The following is a 21,874-nucleotide window of genomic DNA, read 5'->3' as shown; positions in this document are numbered from 1 at the left end:
GGTCAACCGCGCAGCGGTGGACTGCCCTGCAGGTGCTGGTCAGCAACAAACTACTGCCCCGGAGCCGGGGGGAAAGGAGAAGCACCATGGGTCTGCTGGACAAGGTTGAACGTGGCATTGAAAAGGCCGTCCGCGGCGTCTTCTCCACCGGTTCCAAAGCCCAGGTTGAACCTGTGGAAATCGCCAGCCGGCTCCGCCGGGAGGTGGACCACAAGGCCCTCACAGTAGCGGCCGGGCGCACCCTGGTACCCAACGTCTTCGATGTCCAACTCAGTGATGACGACTTCGGCCGGGCCCAGGAATGGGGCACTCCCCTGGCCGAGGAACTCTGCGATGTGGTGATCAACCATGTGCGCAGCCAGGGCTACATCCTCCAGGGCCCGGTGCGGATCTCCTTCCGCCGGGATGCTGGGCTTCGCGCCGGGGATTTTGAGATTGCCTCCACCACCGAGAAGTCCCAGGGCGGGGCCGCCCCGCAGCCCAGGCCGAACGTCCCCGCAGCTCCCAGCAGGCAGCCTGTCAGGCTCCAGCCCGTGCTGGACATCGATGGCCAGCGCTATTCGTTGAACGCCCCCTCCATCATCCTGGGCCGGTCATCCGACGCAGACATCCACATCGAGGACACTGGCGTGTCCCGGCGCCACCTTGAGATCCATACGGCGAACGGCGTTACCAGCGCAGTGGACCTCGGCTCCACCAACGGCAGCTACGTCAACGGCCAGAAAGTCTCCGGAAGCACGGAACTCACCGACGGCTCCACCATCACGATGGGACGGACAAAGATCATTTTCCGCCTGCTTCCTGCCAGCCCGGGTGGCCACGCATGAGCGACCTGACCATCACCGCGCTGCGGTTCGGCTTCCTGCTGCTCCTCTGGGTGCTCATTTTCAGCATCGTCTCCGCCATGCGCCGGGACCTGATGCTGGGCCGGAAGGCCGCGGCCGGCGCACCCACGGCCCGGCAGATCCGGCGGAACCCGGAACTTGCCGAGGCACCGCCGCAGCCGGTGAAGCAGCAGGCGCGGCAACTGGTGGTGGTTGAAGGTCCGCTCAAAGGCAGGACCGTGCCGCTGGCAGCCAGTCCCATCCTGCTGGGCCGCGCCCAGGAAGCCACACTGGTCCTGGAGGACGACTACGCGTCCGGCCGCCACGCCAGGCTTTTCCCGCAGGGCAGCCGCTGGTTTATCGAAGACCTTGGCTCCACCAACGGGACCTACCTCGGTGACCAGCAACTTACCCGTGCCCTGCCGGTCGAGCCAGGGGTACCCGTGAGAATCGGCAAGACGGTCATTGAATTGAGGCCGTAACCGTGGCCGTGCCTGAAAACCCCGCAACCGGCTCCAGTCCGGCTGAGCGGCCCCTTATCATGCGCTTCGCGGCGCGCTCCGACGTCGGCCGGATCCGTTCGAAAAATGACGATTCCGCCTACGCGGGCCGCCATCTCGCTGTTGTGGCGGACGGCATGGGCGGGCATGCCGGCGGTGACGTTGCCTCGGCCGCAACCGTCCTGGACATGATCCACCTGGACAGTCCCGACCACGGGGACGAGGCCGGGACAGTCCTCGCCGACGAAATCCAGACGGCAAACTCGCTGCTGTCCGAACTGGTGCACATCAACCCCAAACTGGCGGGCATGGGCACCACCGTTACCGCGCTCCTGCTTGCAGGCGGCAAACTGCACTTCGCACATATTGGCGACTCTCGTGCCTACCGCCTCCGTGACGGCGAATTCAAGCAGATCAGCGTGGACCATACCTTCGTCCAACGCCTGATCGACGAAGGCAGGCTGCGCCCCGAGGAAGCCGAAACCCACCCGCACAAGAACGTCCTCATGCGGGTCCTCGGCGATGTGGACGCCAGCCCTGAGCTCGACCTGGACACCCTTGACGCCCGGCCCGGGGACCGCTGGCTGCTGTGCTCCGACGGGCTCAACTACGTGGCCGGGCATGCCGTGGAGCGGACGGTCCGGGAGACGCATAACCTGCACGAATGCGCGGAAACCCTGGTTGAACTGACGCTGGAGGCGGGGTCACCGGACAACGTCACCGTGGTCGTGGTGGACATCGTGGAAGAAACGCCCGACGACGTCAGCACTGCCGCCGTCGACGTCGTCCGCCCGCTCCAGGGCGGCAAACCCGCTGCCGCGTCAAGTGCGGCCGCGGCGGCCTCCGCCACCACTCCCGCCAGTCCCGCCGGGGATAAAGAGACCGCCGGCACTGCGGCGGATGGCAGCGGCGCCGCGGCGAAGGCCGGTACCACCGGGAACGACCAGGACGCTGAAGCGGACACCAGCGACGGCCAAGCAACGGAATCCGGCAGCACGGACCCCAATCTGGGGGAACATCTTTCTGCTGAGGTACTTCGGGAAGAACTCGCCTCCCGTCCGCATGAACTGGTCGGGGCGGCTGCGGCCGCCGCCGAATCCGGATCAATCCCCACCGTGGCCGGCCGTACCGTGGCCCGGCGCGCCGCTACCCTTCTGACCCATAAGGCTGAACCTGCCGGCGACGGTGAGGACAACCTCGTGCCGCTGCGGCCCCGCCGCTGGGTTGCGTGGTCCGTTGCGGCGGCCGTGGTGGTTGTGGTGGCGGTTGGTCTCTGGCTCGGCTACGCCTGGACACAGACCCGCTACTACGTGGGCGAGTTCGATTCCCGCGTGGCCATTTTCAACGGCGTATCCCAGAGGCTTGGGCCCATCCAGCTGTCCTCCCTGGAAGCCGTGACTGATATCCGCATGGACTCCCTGCCGCCCTTCTCGCAGCAGCGGGTCCGCCAGACGGTTCCGGCCAATGACCTCTACGACGCCCAGCGGATCGTGAAGAACCTCGAACTCACGGGAACCACGTCACCGGAGGAGGAGTGCCCCAAGCCATCGGGTTCAGCCACTCCCTCCGCACCAACCCCCAGCGCACCTCCTGCCAGCGCCGCTCCTCCGCCGGCCCCGAATGCCTCCGCACCTCCGGCACCTTCGCCCTCTCCCACCCCCACCATCACCTGCGAGGCGGCCAAATGAGCCAGGTAAGCACTATGCCCAAGCCTCGCCGCAACGTCGAGCTGGCGCTGCTGTTGCTGGCCCTGGTGGTGGGCATCGGCGCCAACATGCTGGTGGGTGTGGACCAGGAAAAGGCGTTCGACTCCGACTTCTGGTTCCAGTCCAGCCTCTTGGCCATCGCCGCCTTGGCGTTCCACGCCGTACTGCGCTTCCGTGCTAAATATGCAGATCCGGTAATACTTCCAATCGCAGTCGCCTTGAACGGGCTGGGCCTGGCGATGATCCACCGCCTGGACCCTCCCGGCGGCGACACGGGGAACAACCAGCTGCGCTGGACCCTTCTCGCGATGGCGGTCTCCATTGCAGTCGTGTTCTTCCTTAAAGACCACCGCATCCTGCGGCGGTTCACCTTCATCTCCCTTGCAGCCTCCGCTCTGTTGCTGATCATGCCGCTCGTGCCGGGGATCGGAGCCGGCGAAATCCTCGGTGCGCAAGTGTGGATCAAGGTTGGGTCCATGACGTTCCAGCCGGGTGAAGTGGCAAAAATTACCCTGGCTATATTCTTTGCCGGTTATCTTTCATCGAACCGGGACCTCATCCTGCTCGCGGGACGCAAGATCGGACCCATGCAGTTTCCACGGTTCAAGGACATGGGCCCCATGATCACCGCATGGCTGGTCAGCATTGGCGTGCTGGTCTTCCAGCGGGACCTCGGGTCGTCGCTGCTGTTCTTCGGGCTGTTCATCGTCATGATCTATGTGGCCACGAGCCGGATCAGTTGGGTGGTGATCGGCGTGGCCCTGATCATTGGGGGCGGCTTCGTGGCGGCACAGGTGTTCTCCCACGTGCAGCAGCGCATCTACGGATGGCTCAACGCCTTCTCACCCGACGTCTACGAGAACGGCAGCCGGCAGGTGATTGAGGGGCTGTTCGGCATGGCCAACGGTGGCCTGGTGGGGACCGGCCTTGCCCAGGGGCGGCCCGACCTGGTTCCCTTCGCCAACAGTGACATGATCATCGCCTCCCTTGGCGAGGAACTGGGCCTGATCGGCCTGTTCGCCATCGTCCTGCTGTACCTGATGTTCTTCACCCGGGGCTTCCGCGCAGCGCTGGGCACGCGCGACTCGTTCGGCAAGCTGCTCGCCTGCGGCCTGTCCTTCGCGGTTGCCCTTCAATGCTTCGTCGTGATCGGTGGCGTGACCCGGCTCATTCCGCTAACCGGTCTGACAACACCTTTCCTTGCAGCCGGCGGATCATCATTGCTGGCCAACTGGATCATCGTGGGTCTGCTGCTGATGATTTCCCATGCCGCGCGCGGCCCGGTGGACACCACACCACTTCCGCCGGCAGGAACGGCTGCGGCAACAGGAATTGATACTCCAACTGAGGCGGTGAAGCAGGCATGAACCAGGCGATACGTCATTCTTGGGTCGCCGCCGTTGCGATGTTTGCGCTGATCTTCGGCGCCATCAGCTACGTACAGGTGGTGGGTGCTGACGATCTCAAGACCAACCCGCTGAACCAGCGTGCCATCCTGCAGAACTACTGCAATGACCGTGGTGCCATTATCGTGGGCGGCACCCCTGTGGCCGAGTCGGTGGACACCGGATCCGAGACCTGTAAGTTCCAGCGCACCTACGCCCAGCCTGAACTGTACGCGGGGATCACCGGATACTTTTCGAAGAACTACGGAGCCACCGGCCTGGAACAGGCCATGGGCGCCGAACTCGCGGGCAACTCCGACCAGCTCTTCCTTGACCGGGTGGGCCAGCTCTTCCTGGGCAACCAGCCCAAGGGCGCATCGGTGGAACTCACCATTGACCCGCAGATCCAGCAACTCGCCTACAGCCTGATTCCGGACGGACAGCGTGGATCGATCGTGGTGAGCAATCCCAAGACCGGTGCCATCCTGGCCATGGCCTCCAAGCCGTCCTATAACCCCAACCTTGTGGCCACACAGGACCCTGCGGCCGAGGGTGCCAACATGAACGAGCTGGTCAAGGTTCCGGGCATCAACCTGAACCAGAACGTCAGCGGTCCCACGGGCGAGCTCCTCGCTCCCGGATCTGTCTTCAAGCTTGTGGACACCGCAGCCGCCCTGGCCTCCGGGAAGTACAACAAGGACAGCGTCCTGCCCAACCCCGCCGAAATGCCCTTCGACGGCATCCAGTACAAGCTGCCTAACTATGCCGGCGGCAACTGCTACACCCGCGACACTGCCAGCTTCGCTTTCGCCCTGCAGCAGTCCTGCAACACCCCGTTCGCCAGCATCGCGCTGGACCTTGGCCGCAACGCCATTGCGGACCAGGCCAAGAAGTTTGGCTTCGGCGAGGATGTCGGGGACCAGCTGAAGCTCGGCCATGCGCTGGGCAACGGCTTCCCGGACAACCTGGACAAACCAGGCCTTGCCCAGTCGGCAATCGGCCAGAAGGACGTCCGCGTCACTCCCCTGCAGGTCAACATGATGACGTCGGCCATCGCCAATGGCGGGGCACAGATGGCGCCCACCCTGGTCAAGACACTGAGGTCCCCGGACCTGCGGGTGATCGACGAGCCCAAGCCGGCGCAGCTGAGGACGTCCACCACTCCCGACATCGCCAAGCAGATCACTGAATGGATGACCAGCGTGGTCACCGATGGCATCGCCAAGTCCGCAGCAGTCCCCGGCGTCCAGGTGGCTGGCAAGACCGGCACCGCCGAACTGGGCAATGGCCTGAACAACTCGTGGTTCACCGGGTTCGCCCCCGCGGACAACCCCAAGGTCAGTGTCACGATCGTCATGGAAGGCGTAGACATCTACGCGGGCGCAAAGCTAACCAGTCCTAACGCGAAGAAGATTTTTGAGGCGGTGTTGAATAAGTGAGGCCTACAACGGGAATCACCCTCGGCGGCAGATTCCAGCTGACCACGCGGATCGCGATCGGCGGCATGGGGGAAGTCTGGAAGGCCAAAGACCTCGTCCTGGGCCGCATCGTCGCCATCAAGGTGCTGAAAGAGGAATACACGGGTGACCCCGGCTTCCTCCAGCGTTTCCGTGCCGAAGCCCGCCACACCGCCCTCCTGAACCATGTGGGGATCGCCAACGTCTTCGATTACGGCGAAGAAGAGGGCTCGGCGTACCTGGTCATGGAACTGGTCCCGGGCCAGCCGCTGAGCAGCATCATCGAGCACGAACAGGTCCTCTCGCCGGACCGGACACTCTCGATCATCGCCCAGACCGCGCGCGCCCTGGCAGTCGCCCACGCCCAGGGCCTGGTCCACCGCGACGTCAAGCCGGGCAACCTCCTCATCACCCCCGACGGCCGTGTCAAAGTCACAGACTTCGGCATCGCCCGCCTGGCCGACCAGGTGCCGCTCACGCAGACCGGACAGGTCATGGGTACAGCGCAGTACCTGGCTCCTGAGCAGGCGACCGGCCAGACGGCCACCGGCTCTTCGGACATCTACTCACTGGGCGTCATCGGATACGAATGCCTCAGCGGCCACCGGCCGTTCTCCGGTGAGTCGCAGATTGCCATCGCACTGGCCCAGGTGAACGACGCACCGCCTCCGCTTTCAGAAACCCTGCCTGCTCCTGTGCGCGCGCTCCTGATGTCGATGCTGGCCAAGGACCCCAAGGACCGTCCTGCCAATGCCATCAAGTTGGCCGAAGCTGCTGAAGCCATCCGCAACGGCGATATCAGCGCAGCACGTGCCGCTGTGCCCGGCATGCTTCTTTTCGACGCCGACACCGGTCCCATCACTGCCCCTGTTGACACCGCCACCGCCCCCACCGGTGTCATTGGCACCCACCGGGATTCATCCACCGCCACCTCCGCCCTGCCGGTGCTCGGGGCAGGTGCGGCCGGCGCTGCCGCCGCAATGGCTGCCGGTGCCCATGGTGCGACTGCCGATGGTGCGGAGCGTGCGCCGGGACCACTTGCCCGGGCCAACGCATTGGCTGCCGAGCGGAACTGGGACCAAGAGGACGAGACGTACGACGACGAGCCCTCCGATGAGCCCCGCCGCAAGGGCCGCAGCCCCTGGACATGGCCCCTGATCGCCCTGATCCTGCTGCTCCTGTTTGCGCTCGTGGGTTTCCTCCTGAACCAGGCAGGCCTCTTTTCGCCTGCCGGCAACCCCACGACAAGCGCCACGGCCAGCAGCACGCCCACGGCGTCGGCCTTCCCCACCCCGACCACTCCGTCCGCTACGCCTACCCAAACGCGGAACACCCCTACTCCTACGCCCACGCCGACGCCCACACAGGCCACGGTGAACGTGATTCCGGCCGCGTACCTGGGCAAGGACTACCGCCAGGTGCAGTCGGCCCTGGCCGCCATGGGGCTTCAGGTAACGGTCCTCCCACAGGAGAGCACCTCCGCCGCCCCGGGAACCGTGCTTGAGTTGAACCCGACCGGAACGGTGCCCAAGGGATCCTTGATCACTGTTGTCTACGCCACCGCCCCGGCTCCTGCCCCCACCACGGCGGCACCGACGGCTGCCCCAACCTCCTCGTCCCCGGTAGCGGGGCCCACGCCCATCTCGCCCCTGCCAACCTGCGCGGCCGGCCAGACGCCTGGGACGCCTCCGACCTGCGCACCGTAAACATCGGGATCACCAGTGAATGAGTCACCACGCACTCCGTTGCACCGGGAGGACAGCCTTCCGGTGGACAACCGGCGTGTCCTGAGCGGCCGCTACGAGCTGGGCAACCTCATTGGCCGCGGCGGCATGGCGGACGTCTACAAGGGCACCGATACCCGCCTTGGCAGGACCGTTGCCATCAAGCTGCTGCGGCCGGACATGGCCCGGGACCCACAGTTCCAGGCCCGCTTCAAGCGTGAAGCCCAGGCGGTGGCGGCCCTGAACCACCCGTCCATCGTGGCCATCTTCGACACCGGCGAGCATCTGGTCCATGAGGGCAGCGGCGAGGACGTGCGGGTGCCCTACATCGTGATGGAATACGTTGAAGGCAAGACGCTGCGCGATCTGATTCGTGCCAATGATGTCACCATCGACCAGGCCATTGACTACTGCCTGGGCGTACTCGGAGCCCTTGAGTACAGCCACAAGGCAGGGATTGTGCACCGGGACATCAAACCTGCCAACGTGATGTACTGCCAGGGCGCCAATTCGGTGAAGGTCATGGACTTCGGCATCGCCCGCGCCATCGCCGATTCCTCCGCCACCATGACCCAGACGCAGGCAGTGGTGGGAACGGCGCAGTACCTTTCACCGGAACAAGCCCGGGGCGAAACCGTGGACGCCCGCAGCGACCTGTATTCTGCTGCATGCCTGCTCTACGAAATGCTGACTTCGCGGCCACCGTTCGTCGGGGACAGCCCGGTATCCGTGGCCTACCAGCACGTCCGGGAAATTCCAGAGCCGGCCAGCAGCCTCAATCCACAGGTGACACCTGCGCTGGACACCGTGCTGGCCAAGGCCCTGCAGAAAAACCGGGACGACAGGTTCCAGGATGCCGCAGCTTTCCGGCGGGCCCTCCGCGCCGCCAAGGCCGGCGTGGCCCTACCGCCCGTCCCGGCTTCCGAGGCGCCCACCGATCCCAACGACCATGTCCCCGAGGCCGCGCCGCCCACCGAGGCTTTCGGGGCGGCGGGGGCAGGTTTCGCCGATGAGGCGCCCACAGGTCGCCTCGCTGCCACCAGCCTTTTCCATGACGACGGCGTCCCGGCGGCTCCGCTGGAGCTGGCAGACGGGCACGGAGCTGACGATGAACTCCCGCTCGGCTTCCCCCAGGAACGCGAGCGGACCACCCATCAGAAGTCACGGCGTCGTGCCTGGATTGCCACCTTGGTGATCTTCACCCTGCTGATCCTCGCCGGCGGTGGCTTGTGGCTCTACCAGACGGTCAACCGTCCCGTTCCGGCTGCGCCCAAGATCCAGATCCCGTCGGTGGCTGCCATGACCGAAACCGCGGCGCTGCAGGAACTGTATAACGCGGGCCTCCGCCCCAAAATCGCTCGGTCGTCAAACGACACCGTGCCTAAGGGAACCGCCATCGGGACGGACCCCGCAGCCGGGGCGTCCCTGGATCCGGGTGCTGAAGTTGTCCTCAACGTCTCCCAGGGGCCCAGCTCAGTGAAGGTTCCGGATGTCCTTCCCGGCAAGACGGAGGCGGCTGCCCGGGACATCCTGCGCCAGGTGGGCCTGGTGGGATCACCGTCCACCACCACCGCCAACAGTGCCACGGTACCGGCCGGAATAGTGATCACCTCCAACCCGGCCCCGGGTCAAAGCGTTGGCGTTGGCAGCAGCGTGGAGCTCATCGTTTCCACCGGCAAAGTCGTGGTCCCGGAACTGCGGGGCCTTGGCCGTGACGAGGCCGAGGCTGCCTTGAAGCAGCTGGGCCTGGTCCCTTCGGTGGTTGAGGCGGAGAACTCGCAGGTGGAGCCGGGGAAAGTCACGGACCAGAGCGACCCCGCCAATGCGGCGGTTGACCAGGGAAAGACGATCACGATCGTGGTGGCGAAGGCACCGGCGCCCACACCCTCCCCCACGGACACCCCGACGCCGTCATCCAGCCCGACGCCGAAGCCCACCAGGAAGGGCTGACAGCCTGTGCCCGGGCTGGTCCCGGCTAGTGCTGGATCAGCGGGCTGAGCTTCGCTGCCCTGGCGGCCGCGCCCTTCATTCCCAGCGACTCCAGCCAGTTCCCGAGCATCTGGTACCCCCCTTCGGTGAGGACCGATTCGGGATGGAACTGCACTCCGCACAGCGGGGCAGTCCTGTGCTGCAGACCCATGACGACGCCAGAAGCCGTTTGCGCAGTGATCTCCAGGACATCAGGGATGGATTCCCGGACGGCCGCGAGCGAGTGGTAGCGGGTAGCTGTGACGGGGGAGGGGAGCCCGGCGAAAACACTGGTGCCGACGTGCTCCACCTGGGATGTCTTGCCGTGCATGAGCTCAGGGGCGTGGGTTACCTTCCCGCCGAAGGCCTCCGCCAGAGCCTGGTGGCCCAGGCACACGCCGAACATGGGAACGCTGTTCTCACCGCACCACTTGATCAGCTCGATGCAGACCCCCGCCTCAGCAGGATTGCCCGGGCCGGGAGAGATCAGGACGCCGTCCCGGGTGCTGGCAAGCTCAATTGCCTCCGCCAGCGTCACGTCGTCATTGCGGACCACGGTGGTCTCGGCGCCGAGTTCCTGGAGATAGCCCACCAGGGTGTAGACAAAGCTGTCGTAGTTATCCACTACAAGGATCTTGGTTGCGGTCATGGCTGGTCTGGAGAACCAATCGTCGAGTCGGTGAATTGGGTGAAGTGGGACATCCAGGGGAAAAGGAACTGGACCATCAGTACCAGGGCAATGAACACCAGTACCAGCGAGATGGAGATCCTGACCCAGAGCGGTCCGGGGAGGTGGCGGAATATCCAGGCGTACACTGTCAGCTCCTTCCGGTGGCGGCCGCAACCTGCGCGGCGATCTCAGCCGGCGGTCCCGCCGCTGCAGGGCGCCAGCTGTCCAGCAGGGCGTAGGCGATGATGCGTTCTTCCGCGCCGAAACGGGGGTTGCAGCTGGTCATGGTCAGGTAGCTTTCGGTGGGCGCGACGCCGGGCTGGGTGGGTACCGGATCCAGGACGTCGGTGCGGGAGGGCATGACGATCTGGTTGTTCCGGAAGACGTAGATGTAGTAACCGTCCTTCGTCTGGACGTAGATCTTGTCGCCGGGCACCAGGGTGTGGATATTGTCCAGCACCGCGCCGTGGGTTTGGCGGTGTCCCGCAACGGCAAAGTTGCCAATGGCCCCCGGCATTGCCGTATTGCTGTAGTGGCCGATTCCCAGGGTGTCCAGGACGTCCTGGCTGGTTCCCTGCACGATGGGGCGGGTGTAGGTGGCACCGAACCGGGGAATATACATGATGCCGATGGTTCCCGCGTGGCCGGGAGCGGTTCCCACGACGGGCTTGCCGAAATCTTCAGGGGCAGGCGAACCGGGATGGGCTGTTGCGGTAGGAGCCGGGGCCGGGGTCCCCAGGTCCTGGGCAAATTGCTTGATGACCTGGCTCTGCTTGGCATCTGATTCCACATTGGTCCACCACAACTGCCAGGCTACGAAGAGCAGGAGGATGATGCCTGCGGTAATCAACAGCTCGCCCAGCACCTGCACCGTGCCGCGCAGCAGGGCACGACGGGGGGCGGGCCCGGTGGCGGCCCCCGCCTTCTCCTGCAATACCACGCGTTCTCCTCCGGGCGTTCACCCTGGGCACTGGTTGCCCATCAACTGCGGCTAGAATTGGCTGCTAGTAAGAATCCAGATTTGACCAAGATCGCGCAGACCGCTGGCAATTTCCTTCTTGCAGGATACCAAGCCGCGGACGCCGAGCTTGCCCAGCCCGCCAAGGAGAGCCAGTGCCCGAGTCAAGGCCTCGCAAGAAGACTGCCCCCAGCGCCCAGCCGGCTTCCCAGCAGGCCTACAAGCCCAATCCAGTGTGGTTCAAGCCGGTGATGTTCGGCCTCATGATTATCGGCCTGTTTTGGATCATTACGTTTTACATCAGCGAGGGCCGCTTTCCCGTCCAGGCCTGGCAGTCGTGGAACATCGTGGCAGGCTTCGGCATTGCCATCGTTGGGTTCCTGATGACCACCCGCTGGCGTTCCTAGCACGCCCCGGGACCCTACCGAGGAGGACTGCACTGGCTCCCGATGCAACCGGCGTGATCATCGGCGAGGACGGGCTTGCCCGGCCTGCCTGGGCCGCCGCGGATCCCCTCATGCGCACGTATTACGACCGGGAATGGGGGCTGCCCGTCACGGATGAGCAGGGCCTCTACGAACGGATTTGCCTGGAAGGCTTCCAGGCGGGCCTCTCCTGGGCCACCATCCTGCGCAGGCGTCCTGCGTTCCGTGCAGCCTTTGCCGGCTTCGATCCGGACGTTGTCGCCTTGTTCGGCACCGCAGACGTGGAACGGTTGATGCAGGACACCGGCATTATCAGGAACCGTTTGAAAATTCTTGCAACGGTAAAGAATGCGCAGGCCACCGTTGAGCTCCGCAAGGACGGCGGCCTGGTCGACTTCGTATGGAGTTTCCGCCCCTCCAGCACCCCCAGGCCGACGGAGGTCACGGATATCCCCACGCAGTCGGCGGAGTCCGTTGCCCTCTCCAAGGCGCTGCGGAAGCGCGGTTTCTCCTTTGTTGGACCCACCACCATGTTCGCCCTGATGGAGGCTGTGGGCATGGTGGACACCCACCTCCTGGGCAGCCACCGCCGGGGCTCATCGGGGATTTGGCCCGGCTAGCCCACCGGCCGCCAGCCTGCGACGTTACAGTTATCCCCAGCTGTTGGGAAGGTTATCCACAATGTGGAAAACCATAAGGTTCTGCTACGCGAAGCCCTGCCCATCCCCATATTGCAGCTTCCTGAGGCTAAACCCACCCCACACATGCCGTTATTAACAGTGTGGAACACCTGTGGATAACGGCTGCACGCCTGCGGAAGGGCTGCAGGTCGCGCAGGCTATGGCCGGTCCCGCCTGACGGGGTGGTGGCTGGTGATGGATACCCGGTTGAACGCATTCATGGTCACGGCCACCCAGCTCACGGCCGAGAACTCTTCGGCCGAAAGGCACTCCCGAGCGAAGGCTTCTGCATGCTCACGCACGCGCTGGTCCGGCAATTCGGTGATGCTCTCCGCCAACGCCAGGGCAGCGCGCTCTTTGTCGGTGAACAGCGTGGTCTCGCGCCACGCGGGCAGTACCGCCAACCGCTGGGCACTTTCCCCCACCTCCCCGGCCCGCCGCACGTGGAGGTCCAGGCAGTAAGCGCAGCCGTTGATTTGCGAGATCCGCACGTTGAGCAGTTCCAGCAGCCCCCGCCCCAACCCGGCTTCTTCGGCAGCTTCCTGCACCTTGAGTCCCAACCCGCTGATCGACTTCCACAGGGCCGGATGCTGTTTGTCCAGGTACAGGTGTTCGGTAACGCCCACGGGTGTCCTTTGTCGGTTAGAACGGCTTTGGCAGGCAACCATCATAGGCAGGATGGACCCGGCCCGGACGCGGGTCTCATCCACTTACCAACATGGCAATACCCACAAGTTATCCACAGCTGTGGGAAACCGCGTGGAAATCCTTCCGGAAAACCGCCCCATCCCTACTGCGGTGGGATAAACGTGCCGTTGAACTACACCCCTGTCACTTATTAACAATGTGCAAAACTCTGTCGATAACCCTACGGCGAGCCGTGGTTTCCTGTTGCAGCGGGCCGGCGCGGGCCTGCTTGTCCACAACGCTGGCTTGGACGTGCCGCTTATCCACTTACACACAGTGATATCCCCAATAGATATCCACAGGTGTGGAGAAATGCCCCTGACACCGGAACGGGACCATCGACAACGCCAGCGTACCGGGCATTATCACCGGAACTACAGCTGTGTAAGTTACGCACACTGTGGATAAGGGGTGTGGAAAAGCAGGCTGCCCCCACACCCGAAGGTGAAGGGGCAGCTGACGTTCGGAGAACGGGAGAGGGCTAAAGCGTCACCCTGAGCCAGCTCGCGGCAATGAGCAGTGCAAGGACGGCGGCCAGGCCGAGCGCCTGGATGAGCGGCTGCCGGGGGCCACGCGGCGTGTAGGCGATGACGGCTGCACACAGGCCGCCGGTGACCAGTCCACCAAGGTGCGCCTGCCAGGCGATCTGTGGGACCAGGAAGCCGATGACCCCGTTGATGGCGATCAGCACCCACAACTGGCGGGTGTCGCCACCGCGCTGCCGCTGCACCAGCAGCATGGCGCCGAAGAGGCCGAAGATCGCCCCGGACGCCCCCACCACCCCGAAGAGTTGCTGGCCGGGGACATAGAGCGGGGTCAGCAGGAGATACCCCACGGACCCGCCCAGGGCGGAGATAAGGAACAGCGCCAGGAACCGCACGCGGCCCAGGATCGGTTCCAGGGCCTGGCCGAAGATCCACAGCGTGTACATGTTGAGCAGAATATGGAGCAGGTTGTCCGGGGAGTGCAGGAATGCCGAGGTGAGCATCCGCCACGGTTCGAACTCGCCGTACTTGGGTTCTGCGTAGATGTTGGCGAAGGCCAGGGTCTGGTAGACACCCTCATTGGGAATGATGAACTGCAGGACCTGGAGTACCGCGCAGACCGCAATGATTGCGAACGTCACCAAAGGTTTCCCGCTGGCAACGGCACCGCCGTAGACGGTCCGCACCTCCGGCGTCGTACGTTTTGTTTCGTTGACGCAGTCAACGCATTGGAATCCGACGGCGGCCGCCCGCTGGCAGTCGGGGCATGCCGGGCGCCCGCAGCGCTGGCAACGCACGTAGGACGGCCGGTCCGGGTGCCGCGGGCAAACCGGGACCTGGGCGGACGGCTCGGCCGACGGAATTCCGTAACTCATGGTGGAGCGTTACAGCTGTTCGATGTCGATGCTGTTGATGATGACGTCCTCAACGGGGCGGTCGCCCATGCCGGTGCGGACGCCTTCGATGGCGTCGACTACCTTCTTGGATTCCTCGTCAGCCACTTCACCGAAGATGGTGTGCTTGCCCTGGAGCCAGTCCGTGGGAATGGTGGTGATGAAGAACTGTGAACCGTTGGTGCCCTTGCCCATCTGGATGCCGGCGTTGGCCATGGCCAGCTTGTAGGGCTGGTTGAAGCTCAGTTCCGGGTGGATCTCATCGTCGAAGCGGTAGCCGGGGCCGCCGGTTCCACGGCCCAGGGGATCGCCGGCCTGGATCATGAAGTCCTTGATGATGCGGTGGAAGATGGTTCCGTTGTAGAGCGGTGTGCCGGCTTTGTCCTCGCCGGTTTCCGGGTGGGTCCACGCCTGCTCGCCGGTGGCGAGCCCGATGAAGTTCTTGACCGTCTTGGGCGCGTGGTTGCCGAAGAGGTTGACCTTGATGTCGCCGAGGCTGGTGTGGATGGTTGCTTTTGCGGTTGCGATGGCAGTCATAGGCCCCATTCTCCCATGCCGGTCCGGGCCGGCCACGGCTGCGGAGGCAGTTCCGCGTTGGGTGAAATCCCCCTAAAATCCGCAGAGTGAATAGCCCGCGAAGATCTGGGCACGTAGGCTAGCGACAGAACCGTCACATTAATCGGGAGGTAGTTGTGAAGAAATCGGATCGTATTGCCCGGGACCTTGAGCAGTCGGTGACCAGTGCCGTGGTAAACGCGAAGGATTGGGCGGCGCCGCGGGTGGAAGCCGCTGTGGACTGGGCTGTTCCCCGCCTCCAGCAGAGCCTGGATACTGCATCTCCCAAGATCCAGGAAGGCCTGAAGTCGGCAGCGCATAACCTGGCTGACGGTGTTGCCACGGTAACTCCGCGGATCCAGGACGGGCTGGCACACTTGGCACCCAAGATCAACGACGTCGTCGAAGGCGCCTCGCCCAAGCTGCACGAAGCCCTGGACAAGGCAACGCCTGTTGTCCTGAATGCCCGCGACCGCGTAGTGGTGGAGTACCTTCCCCGCCTCTCGGACCAGATCGGAGTGGCTTCAGAGGCAGTTCACCGCACGCTGGAAAACACGCCGTCCCGGGTGGACGCGATGGCGCAGAAGCTGGGCGATGCGGGCATCATCCAAGCCATCCAGGAACAGGCGCAGGCAACGGGAACGCAGCTGAAGGCTGCCGCCGCCGGAGCAAGCCGCGCGGTGGACGTACAGCTGGCGCAGCCGGAGCCCAAAAAGAAGCGCGGCTGGCTGGTGTTCGGCGTCGTGGCAGCTGCCGTTGCCGCGGGTGTTGCAGCATGGAAGGCATCCAAGCCGGTGGAGGACCCCTGGAAGACTCCTTCCCCCGTGACGCCGACTCCGGCCCCCGTTCCTGCCACCACGGTGAGCGATGTCAAAGACACCGCCGCAGAGGCCGCCGACAAAGCTGCAGCTGCAACGGGTTCTGCTGCGGGTGCCGCAGCAGACAAAGCCGGTGACGCTGCGGAGAGTACAAAGGACAAGTCCGCGGACGCCGCTGAGAAGGCCAAGCACGTGGCCGAGGACGCCAAGTCCGCTACCAAGGAGGACAACGGCGGCAGCCAGGCCTAGTCTTCCCGCCACACAGGAAAGGGGCTCCGCTTGACAGCGGGGCCCCTTTCCTGTGCCTGTGTTCGGGCCGCGGGCAGGAAACTCCCGGATGCTAGATTTGAAGTGATGCCAGCCAACCGATCCTCTGGGGATTTTCGTGAATGACGCAGCCGTACAGCTCCGCGTGTCCATCGTCATCCCGGCGTACAACGAGGAGAGCGTCATCAGGCAGTGCCTGATTGCCGCCATCTACCAGAGTGTTCCTGCGCACGAGATCATCGTGGTGGACAACCTTTCCAAAGACCGGACCGCTGAGATTGTCCGCCAGATGCAGCTCGAGTATCCGGAGAGTCCCATTATCCTGCTGAGCCAGGACCGTGAGCAGGGGCTGATTCCCACCCGGAACTTTGGCCTGGACAGCGCCACCGGGGACATCCTGGGGCGCATTGACGCGGACTCCATTGTCGAACCCGACTGGGTGGAGCAGGTGCAAAAGGCTTTCGCGGACCCGTCCGTCCAGGCTGCCACCGGCCCCGTGGTTTACTACGACATGCCCATGCGCCGCTTCGGGCTCAAGGCGGATGACAAAATGCGCCAGCTCATGCTGAAGCTGGCCAAGCACCAGTACCATTTCCTGTTCGGCTCAAACATGGCCCTGCGTGCCACCGCCTGGGAGACCATCCGCCCGGAGACCTGCCGGGACGAAAAGGACGAAATGCACGAGGACATCGATTTGTCCCTGCACCTGGCTGACCATGAGCTTCCCGTACGCTACTGGCCGCAGATGGTGTCCGGCATGTCCGCGCGCCGCCTGGAGGATTCACCGCGGGACTACCGCTACTACGTCACCCGCTTCGACCGGACCTACAAGGCGCACAACGTCAAGAAGATGGCGCTCAAGGCCCCCATGGTGGTCTTCTTCTCGGTGTACTTCCCCGCCAAGCTCCTCAGGGCCATTCACACCGTCAACACCGCCCAGCCAGTGCGCCGCGGCGGTCAGTAGCCCTCAGGTCGATCAGTAGGGCTCAGTCGGTTCCCAGTTCCGCGAGGCGTTCCGACGGCGGTTCCTCCTGGGGCGCACTTGCGCGCCTTCCGTTCCTGCCGGTTCTTTGGCCCAGGACGACGACGGCCAGCCCCGCCAAAATGAGGCCGAGTCCCGCATAAGTGCCTGCCGGCAGGGTCTCGTGCAGGAAGAGCGCCGCCAGCAGCGCTGCCCCCGGGATCTCAAGGAGGATGATCATGGAAACGATCAGCGGGCTCATGGTGGCAAGCAGGTGGTTGAAGGCGGTATGGCCCACCAATTGGGCGCAGACGGTGATGGCTGCGATGCCAAGCCACCCTGCCGGCTCGAACCCGGATAAGGGCTGGCCCGCGCAGAGGGCCAGCACAGCCACAAGGGCGGCGCACATCCCATAGCAAAGCGTCGTGTAGGTTCCGGTGGTCATGCTCTGCCGGGCTTTGCCTCCGGCCAGGGTGTACAGGCCTGCAAGCGCCCCTCCGGCCATCGCCAGCAGATCGCCCGTGACGGCCCGGGGGGAGGTCCCCAGATCAAAGCCCGTAATCGCCACCACTCCGCCGAAGGCAATTCCCAGCCCGGCCAGTACCTGCCACCGGTGGCGGGTGCCGCGGAACAGCTGGAACACGGCGATCCACGCTGACTGCAAGCACACCAGGGCGGTGGCGGCGGCTACCGAGGTGAGCTGGAGTGAGGTGATGAAGCAGGCAAAGTGCAGGGCAAGGGCGACGGCCGCCAGGGACGACCAGCGGAATTCCCTGCCGGTTACCCTGCCGAACTGCCGCGGCTCGCGGACCAGGGTGGGTGTGGCCATGACAGCGGCACCGATGGCGTTGCGCCAGAAGGCGATGGCAAGGGCGCTGACGCTGGTTGCGCCCAGGGTGGCTGCGACGAGGGGCCCTGAGGAGGCCACGCCCAGGACGCCCAGGGCCGCGAAGAAGAAGTTCACTGCAGCCCCCCTTGATCCTGGTTACGCGTGGCGATGGAAAGCGAAAAGTCCCGGTCTGCGTTTCCGCTGACCGGGACTTTCTTATGGTGGAGGCACGGGGACTCGAACCCCGAACCCCCTGCTTGCAAAGCAGGTGCGCTACCAATTGCGCCATGCCCCCATAAGAAGCAACCCGTCCATCATACCCTAGAACCTGAGGGCTTCTGACCGCCCCCGGCGCGGGTGTCCGGCCTAGTCCACCGTATCGGTTGACTTGCTCCAGACCGTCTTCCGGGCTTCGGATTCCTGTGCTTTGCGGTAGACCAGGATACCCGCGATTGCCGCTGCCAATACAAGCAACTTCTTCACGTGCTCCCCGTTCCGGCCGTGTACGGACGAATCCGGACCCAACCTCCGTTTGAAACCTGCACAGGTTCCGTGGGCGTACCAGGACTTGAACCTGGGACCTCTTCGTTATCAGCGAAGCGCTCTAACCGCCTGAGCTATACGCCCCGATCCCTCATCGGGCCGAGACATGACTTTACAGCACACCCCGGCCCGATCTCAAATCGGGCCTTTCCGCCGGCGTGGAGCCGGCGGAAATGGCTTCCTAATCGTCAGTGAGGGTCACGCCGATGCCGCCCACGAGGGTGGCGGAGATGTTGTAGAGCACGGCGGAAAGCATGGACAGCGCGGTCAGCAGGACCACGTTGACCACGGCGATGATGGTGGCGAATGACGCCACCTGTCCCAGCGAGGCAACCTTCTTCAGCTCGAAACCTCCGCTTTCAGAACCGGCGAGCGTGCCGAGCAGGCTGTCCACCTGGTCAAAGATGCCGGTCAGGTCAAGCACGGTCCACAGGACGATGGCTGCCACCACGGTGACGATGCCCAGTGCCACGGAAAGCAGGAATGCCATCTTCAGGACGGACCAGGGGTCCACCTTGCTGATCAGCAACCGCGCCCGGCGAACCTTTGCCTTGGGTGCCGGCTTGACCAGGCCGGGGGTGCCCTGGCTGGAAGATCCGGGCGCAGGCCGCTGGCCCTGCTGGCCCTGGAAAGGCCGCTGGCCCGGCTGCACGGGACGATCGCCCTGCTGTGGCCGCTGGGAAGGGACAGCAGGCCGCTGGCCCGGCGCCGCGGCGGGGGTTGAGGGGCGCTGCTGCGGACGGACAGGTGCGTTCACGCGGGGCGCCGCTGAAGGCCGGTTCCCCTCGGGAACAGTGCTGTTCGGCTTGGGAAATGAGTCGGAATTACTCACTCGTTACCTCCGTGTTGTCTTCGTTCGGCTCAGCGTCGCCCGAGGCGTCCTCTGACTCAACGGCCGGTGTTTCTTCTGCCATTGCTGGCGCGGCGGATTCCCCAGCGGTCCCGCCATCTTCAGCCAACGTTACGTCATCCCCGGCGGATTCCTCGTCCTCGAGGCCGCGTTCGCTGTTGCGTGCCACCTCGATGATGCGGTCATTCTTGTCCGGCTTGGCAAAGATGACGCCCATGGTGTCACGTCCCTTTGCAGGAACACCGGCAACGGAGGACCGGACAACCTTGCCGCCCTCCATGACCACCAGGACTTCATCTTCTTCCTGGACGATGAGCGCGCCCACCAAATGGCCGCGTTCCTCCTGGTACTTGCCCACCTTGATGCCCAGGCCGCCACGGCCCTGGAGCCGGTATTCCTCCACCGCCGTGCGCTTGGCATATCCGCCCTCGGTGACGATGAACACGAACGAACCGTCCGTGACGACGTCTGCGGCCAGCAGTTCGTCGTCTTCGCGGAACTTCATGCCGGTGACGCCGGATGTTGCCCGTCCCATGGGACGCAGCGCGTCGTCGGTCGCCGTGAACCGGATTGACTGGCCCTTGCGGGAGACCAGGAAGAGGTCGTCGGTTTCCGAAACGAGCTGGGCGGAGACCAGTTCATCGCCGTCACGCAGGTTAATGGCGATCACGCCCGCGGAACGGTTGGTGTCGTAGTCCTCAAGCCTGGTCTTCTTCACCAGCCCCCTCTTGGTGGCCAGCACCAGGTACGGCGCCTGCTGGTAATCCTTCAGGTCCAGCACCTGGGCGATGTGTTCATCGGGCTGGAACGCCAGCAGGTTGGCCACGTGCTGGCCCTTGGCGTCCCTTCCGGCTTCCATCAATTCGTATGCCTTGGCGCGGTATACGCGGCCCAGGTTGGTGAAGAACAGGAGCCAGTGATGGGTGGTGGTGACGAAGAAATGCTCCACGACGTCGTCGCCGCGCAGCTGGGCGCCCTTGATGCCCTTGCCGCCGCGCTGCTGTGACCGGTAGTTGTCACTGCGGGTGCGCTTGACGTATCCGCCGCGGGTGATGGTGACCACCATCTCCTCTTCGGGGATCAGGTCCTCCATGGACATGTCGCCGTCGTAGCCCATCAGGATCCTGGTGCGCCGGTCGTCGCCGTGCTTGTCCACGATTTCGCCCAGCTCGGTGCTGATGATTTCGCGCTGGCGCTGCTCGGAGCCCAGGATCTCCTTGTATTCGGTGATCAGCGCTTCGAGTTCGGCATGCTTTTCCTGGATTCGCTGGCGTTCCAGGGCGGCCAGTCGGCGCAGCTGCATGTCCAGGATGGCCCGGGCCTGGAGCTCGTCGATGTCCAGCAACTCCATGAGCCCGTCCCGCGCGGCTTCGGTGGTGCTGGATGCACGGATCAGGGCGATGACCTCGTCCAGCATGTCCAGCGCCTTCAGGAGCGCCCGCAGGATGTGGGCTTCTTCTTCGGCCTTGCGCAGCCGGTACCGGGTGCGGCGCGCAATGACGTCCATCTGGTGCGTCACCCAGTGGCGGATGAACGCGTCAAGGCTCAGGGTGCGCGGCACGCCGTCCACGATGGCCAGCATGTTGGCGGAGAAGTTGCTCTGCAGTTCGGTGTGCTTGTAGAGGTTGTTCAGCACCACCTTGGGCACGGCGTCACGCTTCAGCACGATCACCAGGCGCTGGCCGGTGCGGCCCGACGTTTCGTCGCGGAGGTCGGCGATGCCCTGGATCTTGCCGTCCTTGACCAGTTCAGCGATCTTGATTGCCAGGTTGTCGGGGTTGGCCTGGTACGGAAGTTCCGTGACCACCAGGCAGGTGCGGCCCTGCAGTTCCTCCACCGCAACCACGGCGCGCATGGTCACCGAACCGCGGCCGGTGCGGTAGGCATCCTCGATGCCCTTGTGTCCCAGGATGGTGGCACCGGTTGGGAAGTCCGGGCCCTTGACCCGAACCAGCAGTTCCTCGAGGAGTTCCTCGCGGGTGGCACCGGGGTTGGCCAGGTACCACTGCACGCCGTCGGCGACTTCCCTGAGGTTGTGCGGCGGGATGTTCGTGGCCATGCCCACGGCGATGCCGGAGGAACCGTTGACGAGCAAGTTGGGGAACCTGGCCGGCAGGATGGTGGGTTCCTGGTTCTTGCCGTCGTAGTTGTCCTGGAAGTCGACCGTTTCCTCGTCGATGTCGCGGACCATCTCCATGGCCAGCGGAGCCATCTTGGTTTCGGTGTACCGTGGTGCGGCGGCGCCGTCGTTGCCTGGGGAACCGAAGTTGCCCTGTCCCAGCGCCAGCGGGTAGCGCATGGTCCAGTCCTGGATCAGGCGCACCAAGGCGTCGTAGATGGCAGTGTCACCGTGGGGGTGGTACTGACCCATGACCTCGCCCACCACGCGGGCGCACTTGTTGAAGGAACGGTCGGGACGGTAGCCGCCGTCGAACATCGCGTACAGGACGCGCCGGTGCACGGGCTTGAGCCCGTCCCGGACGTCGGGGAGGGCGCGGCCCACGATGACGGCCATGGCGTAGTCCAGGTAGGAACGCTGCATTTCCGTCTGCAGGTCAACCTGCTCAACGCGGTCGATCAGCACATCGCCTTCAAGAACGGTGTCCGGTTCTCCGGCCTCAGGGGCGGGAATCTCGGGTGTTTCGTCGCTCATTCTTTATTTTCCGTTTCAGGTATATGTCTGGTTCCG

21 protein-coding genes and 2 tRNA genes are annotated in these 21,874 nt (G+C 64.5%); 11 read left to right on the top strand and 12 right to left on the bottom strand.

Going from position 1 to position 21,874, the window contains the following annotated elements; genetic code table 11:
• The first annotated feature begins 86 nt into the window (after window positions 1–86).
• From AB0313_RS10965 to pknB, 7 genes are read left to right on the top strand one after another with little or no spacing between them, the layout of a single operon-like run.
• The gene (locus AB0313_RS10965) at window positions 87–827 is read left to right on the top strand and encodes a DUF3662 and FHA domain-containing protein (RefSeq protein WP_366305497.1); all 741 of its coding nucleotides are present in this window, start codon (window positions 87–89) and stop codon (window positions 825–827) included.
• Entirely contained in the window at window positions 824–1,306 is a 483-nt protein-coding gene (locus tag AB0313_RS10960) for an FHA domain-containing protein (RefSeq protein ID WP_141944774.1), read from the top strand. Before AB0313_RS10965 ends, AB0313_RS10960 begins: the two co-directional genes overlap by 4 nt.
• A 2-nt stretch (window positions 1,307–1,308) precedes the next feature.
• Complete coding sequence (locus AB0313_RS10955; protein WP_141944776.1) at window positions 1,309–3,012, top strand: protein phosphatase 2C domain-containing protein; 1,704 nt, start codon at window positions 1,309–1,311, stop codon at window positions 3,010–3,012.
• Window positions 3,009–4,397, top strand: coding sequence for an FtsW/RodA/SpoVE family cell cycle protein (locus tag AB0313_RS10950; protein WP_141944778.1), 1,389 nt, complete (start codon window positions 3,009–3,011; stop codon window positions 4,395–4,397). The genes AB0313_RS10955 and AB0313_RS10950 overlap by 4 nt, the downstream gene beginning before the upstream one ends.
• Window positions 4,394–5,854: a penicillin-binding protein 2 gene (locus AB0313_RS10945; protein WP_307305063.1), complete on the top strand. Its 1,461-nt coding sequence runs from the start codon at window positions 4,394–4,396 to the stop codon at window positions 5,852–5,854. The genes AB0313_RS10950 and AB0313_RS10945 overlap by 4 nt, the downstream gene beginning before the upstream one ends.
• Window positions 5,851–7,578: a protein kinase gene (locus AB0313_RS10940; RefSeq protein ID WP_366305494.1), complete on the top strand. Its 1,728-nt coding sequence runs from the start codon at window positions 5,851–5,853 to the stop codon at window positions 7,576–7,578. The genes AB0313_RS10945 and AB0313_RS10940 overlap by 4 nt, the downstream gene beginning before the upstream one ends.
• A gap of 15 nt (window positions 7,579–7,593) precedes the next feature.
• On the top strand, window positions 7,594–9,546 hold the full coding sequence (gene pknB / locus AB0313_RS10935) for a Stk1 family PASTA domain-containing Ser/Thr kinase (protein WP_174237554.1): 1,953 nt from the start codon (window positions 7,594–7,596) through the stop codon (window positions 9,544–9,546).
• Between the two features lie 25 nt (window positions 9,547–9,571).
• Here pknB and AB0313_RS10930 read toward each other — a convergent pair whose 3' ends face one another.
• Genes AB0313_RS10930 through AB0313_RS10920 form a run of 3 tightly spaced genes read right to left on the bottom strand, consistent with a single transcriptional unit; the run spans window position 9,572 to window position 11,174 of the window.
• A complete protein-coding gene (locus AB0313_RS10930; RefSeq protein WP_141944784.1) occupies window positions 9,572–10,213 on the bottom strand; it encodes an aminodeoxychorismate/anthranilate synthase component II in 642 nt (213 codons plus the stop codon).
• Window positions 10,210–10,380, bottom strand: coding sequence for a hypothetical protein (locus AB0313_RS10925; RefSeq protein ID WP_366305491.1), 171 nt, complete (start codon window positions 10,378–10,380; stop codon window positions 10,210–10,212). Before AB0313_RS10925 ends, AB0313_RS10930 begins: the two co-directional genes overlap by 4 nt.
• 2 nt (window positions 10,381–10,382) lie before the next feature.
• Window positions 10,383–11,174, bottom strand: coding sequence for a class E sortase (locus AB0313_RS10920; protein WP_307305056.1), 792 nt, complete (start codon window positions 11,172–11,174; stop codon window positions 10,383–10,385).
• Window positions 11,175–11,347: 173 nt separating this feature from the next.
• Between AB0313_RS10920 and AB0313_RS10915 the strand changes: the two genes are divergently transcribed.
• Together AB0313_RS10915 and AB0313_RS10910 are read left to right on the top strand one after the other, a co-directional pair.
• Window positions 11,348–11,599, top strand: a complete 252-nt coding sequence (locus AB0313_RS10915) for a cell division protein CrgA (RefSeq protein ID WP_141944788.1) — start codon at window positions 11,348–11,350, stop codon at window positions 11,597–11,599.
• 32 nt (window positions 11,600–11,631) lie between these two features.
• Window positions 11,632–12,237 carry a DNA-3-methyladenine glycosylase I gene (locus AB0313_RS10910; RefSeq protein WP_366305518.1) on the top strand — a complete coding sequence of 202 codons (606 nt, stop codon included), beginning with the start codon at window positions 11,632–11,634 and terminating at the stop codon, window positions 12,235–12,237.
• Between the two features lie 218 nt (window positions 12,238–12,455).
• Here AB0313_RS10910 and AB0313_RS10905 read toward each other — a convergent pair whose 3' ends face one another.
• The 3 genes from AB0313_RS10905 to AB0313_RS10895 all read right to left on the bottom strand — a co-directional run bounded on the left by AB0313_RS10905 (window position 12,456) and on the right by AB0313_RS10895 (window position 14,899).
• Window positions 12,456–12,923, bottom strand: coding sequence for a carboxymuconolactone decarboxylase family protein (locus AB0313_RS10905; RefSeq protein WP_366305489.1), 468 nt, complete (start codon window positions 12,921–12,923; stop codon window positions 12,456–12,458).
• Between the two features lie 542 nt (window positions 12,924–13,465).
• Entirely contained in the window at window positions 13,466–14,344 is an 879-nt protein-coding gene (locus AB0313_RS10900) for a rhomboid family intramembrane serine protease (RefSeq protein ID WP_141944789.1), read from the bottom strand.
• Between the two features lie 9 nt (window positions 14,345–14,353).
• Window positions 14,354–14,899, bottom strand: coding sequence for a peptidylprolyl isomerase (locus AB0313_RS10895; protein WP_307305048.1), 546 nt, complete (start codon window positions 14,897–14,899; stop codon window positions 14,354–14,356).
• Between the two features lie 155 nt (window positions 14,900–15,054).
• Between AB0313_RS10895 and AB0313_RS10890 the strand changes: the two genes are divergently transcribed.
• Both AB0313_RS10890 and AB0313_RS10885 read left to right on the top strand, forming a co-directional pair.
• Window positions 15,055–15,984 carry a hypothetical protein gene (locus AB0313_RS10890; protein WP_366305486.1) on the top strand — a complete coding sequence of 310 codons (930 nt, stop codon included), beginning with the start codon at window positions 15,055–15,057 and terminating at the stop codon, window positions 15,982–15,984.
• Between the two features lie 136 nt (window positions 15,985–16,120).
• A complete protein-coding gene (locus AB0313_RS10885) occupies window positions 16,121–16,966 on the top strand; it encodes a glycosyltransferase family 2 protein (RefSeq protein WP_307305042.1) in 846 nt (281 codons plus the stop codon).
• Window positions 16,967–16,988: 22 nt separating this feature from the next.
• On the opposite strand, the gene AB0313_RS10880 is transcribed toward AB0313_RS10885, so the two are convergent.
• From AB0313_RS10880 to gyrA, 6 genes are all read right to left on the bottom strand, one after another.
• Window positions 16,989–17,927, bottom strand: coding sequence for a DMT family transporter (locus AB0313_RS10880; RefSeq protein WP_366305484.1), 939 nt, complete (start codon window positions 17,925–17,927; stop codon window positions 16,989–16,991).
• 84 nt (window positions 17,928–18,011) lie between these two features.
• Window positions 18,012–18,087 (bottom strand) — tRNA-Ala (locus AB0313_RS10875).
• 71 nt (window positions 18,088–18,158) lie between these two features.
• Window positions 18,159–18,275 (bottom strand): DLW-39 family protein, encoded by a 117-nt coding sequence (locus tag AB0313_RS10870; RefSeq protein ID WP_018769884.1) that lies wholly within the window; start codon window positions 18,273–18,275, stop codon window positions 18,159–18,161.
• A gap of 70 nt (window positions 18,276–18,345) precedes the next feature.
• A tRNA-Ile gene (locus AB0313_RS10865) sits at window positions 18,346–18,419 on the bottom strand.
• A 97-nt stretch (window positions 18,420–18,516) separates the two neighbouring features.
• Window positions 18,517–19,167 (bottom strand): DUF3566 domain-containing protein, encoded by a 651-nt coding sequence (locus AB0313_RS10860; protein WP_141944799.1) that lies wholly within the window; start codon window positions 19,165–19,167, stop codon window positions 18,517–18,519.
• Window positions 19,160–21,838 (bottom strand): DNA gyrase subunit A, encoded by a 2,679-nt coding sequence (gyrA, locus tag AB0313_RS10855; RefSeq protein ID WP_141944801.1) that lies wholly within the window; start codon window positions 21,836–21,838, stop codon window positions 19,160–19,162. Before gyrA ends, AB0313_RS10860 begins: the two co-directional genes overlap by 8 nt.
• Window positions 21,839–21,874 lie beyond the last annotated feature (36 nt).

It is taken from the genome of Pseudarthrobacter sp. NPDC080039, from assembly GCF_040702335.1.
Classification (GTDB): domain Bacteria; phylum Actinomycetota; class Actinomycetes; order Actinomycetales; family Micrococcaceae; genus Arthrobacter; species Arthrobacter enclensis_A.
The sequence above is the reverse complement of the archived record's forward strand: the minus strand, read 5'-3'. Positions and strand labels throughout refer to the sequence as shown.

Excerpts from the sequence above, each read along its gene's own strand:
- AB0313_RS10965 (WP_366305497.1), top strand. The coding sequence starts at position 87 with ATGGGTCTGCTGGACAAGGTTGAACGTGGCATTGAAAAGGCCGTCCGC.
- AB0313_RS10960 (WP_141944774.1), top strand. The coding sequence starts at position 824 with ATGAGCGACCTGACCATCACCGCGCTGCGGTTCGGCTTCCTGCTGCTC.
- AB0313_RS10950 (WP_141944778.1), top strand. The coding sequence starts at position 3,009 with ATGAGCCAGGTAAGCACTATGCCCAAGCCTCGCCGCAACGTCGAGCTG.
- AB0313_RS10945 (WP_307305063.1), top strand. The coding sequence starts at position 4,394 with ATGAACCAGGCGATACGTCATTCTTGGGTCGCCGCCGTTGCGATGTTT.
- AB0313_RS10930 (WP_141944784.1), bottom strand. The coding sequence starts at position 10,213 with ATGACCGCAACCAAGATCCTTGTAGTGGATAACTACGACAGCTTTGTC.
- AB0313_RS10900 (WP_141944789.1), bottom strand. The coding sequence starts at position 14,344 with ATGAGTTACGGAATTCCGTCGGCCGAGCCGTCCGCCCAGGTCCCGGTT.
- AB0313_RS10895 (WP_307305048.1), bottom strand. The coding sequence starts at position 14,899 with ATGACTGCCATCGCAACCGCAAAAGCAACCATCCACACCAGCCTCGGC.
- gyrA (WP_141944801.1), bottom strand. The coding sequence starts at position 21,838 with ATGAGCGACGAAACACCCGAGATTCCCGCCCCTGAGGCCGGAGAACCG.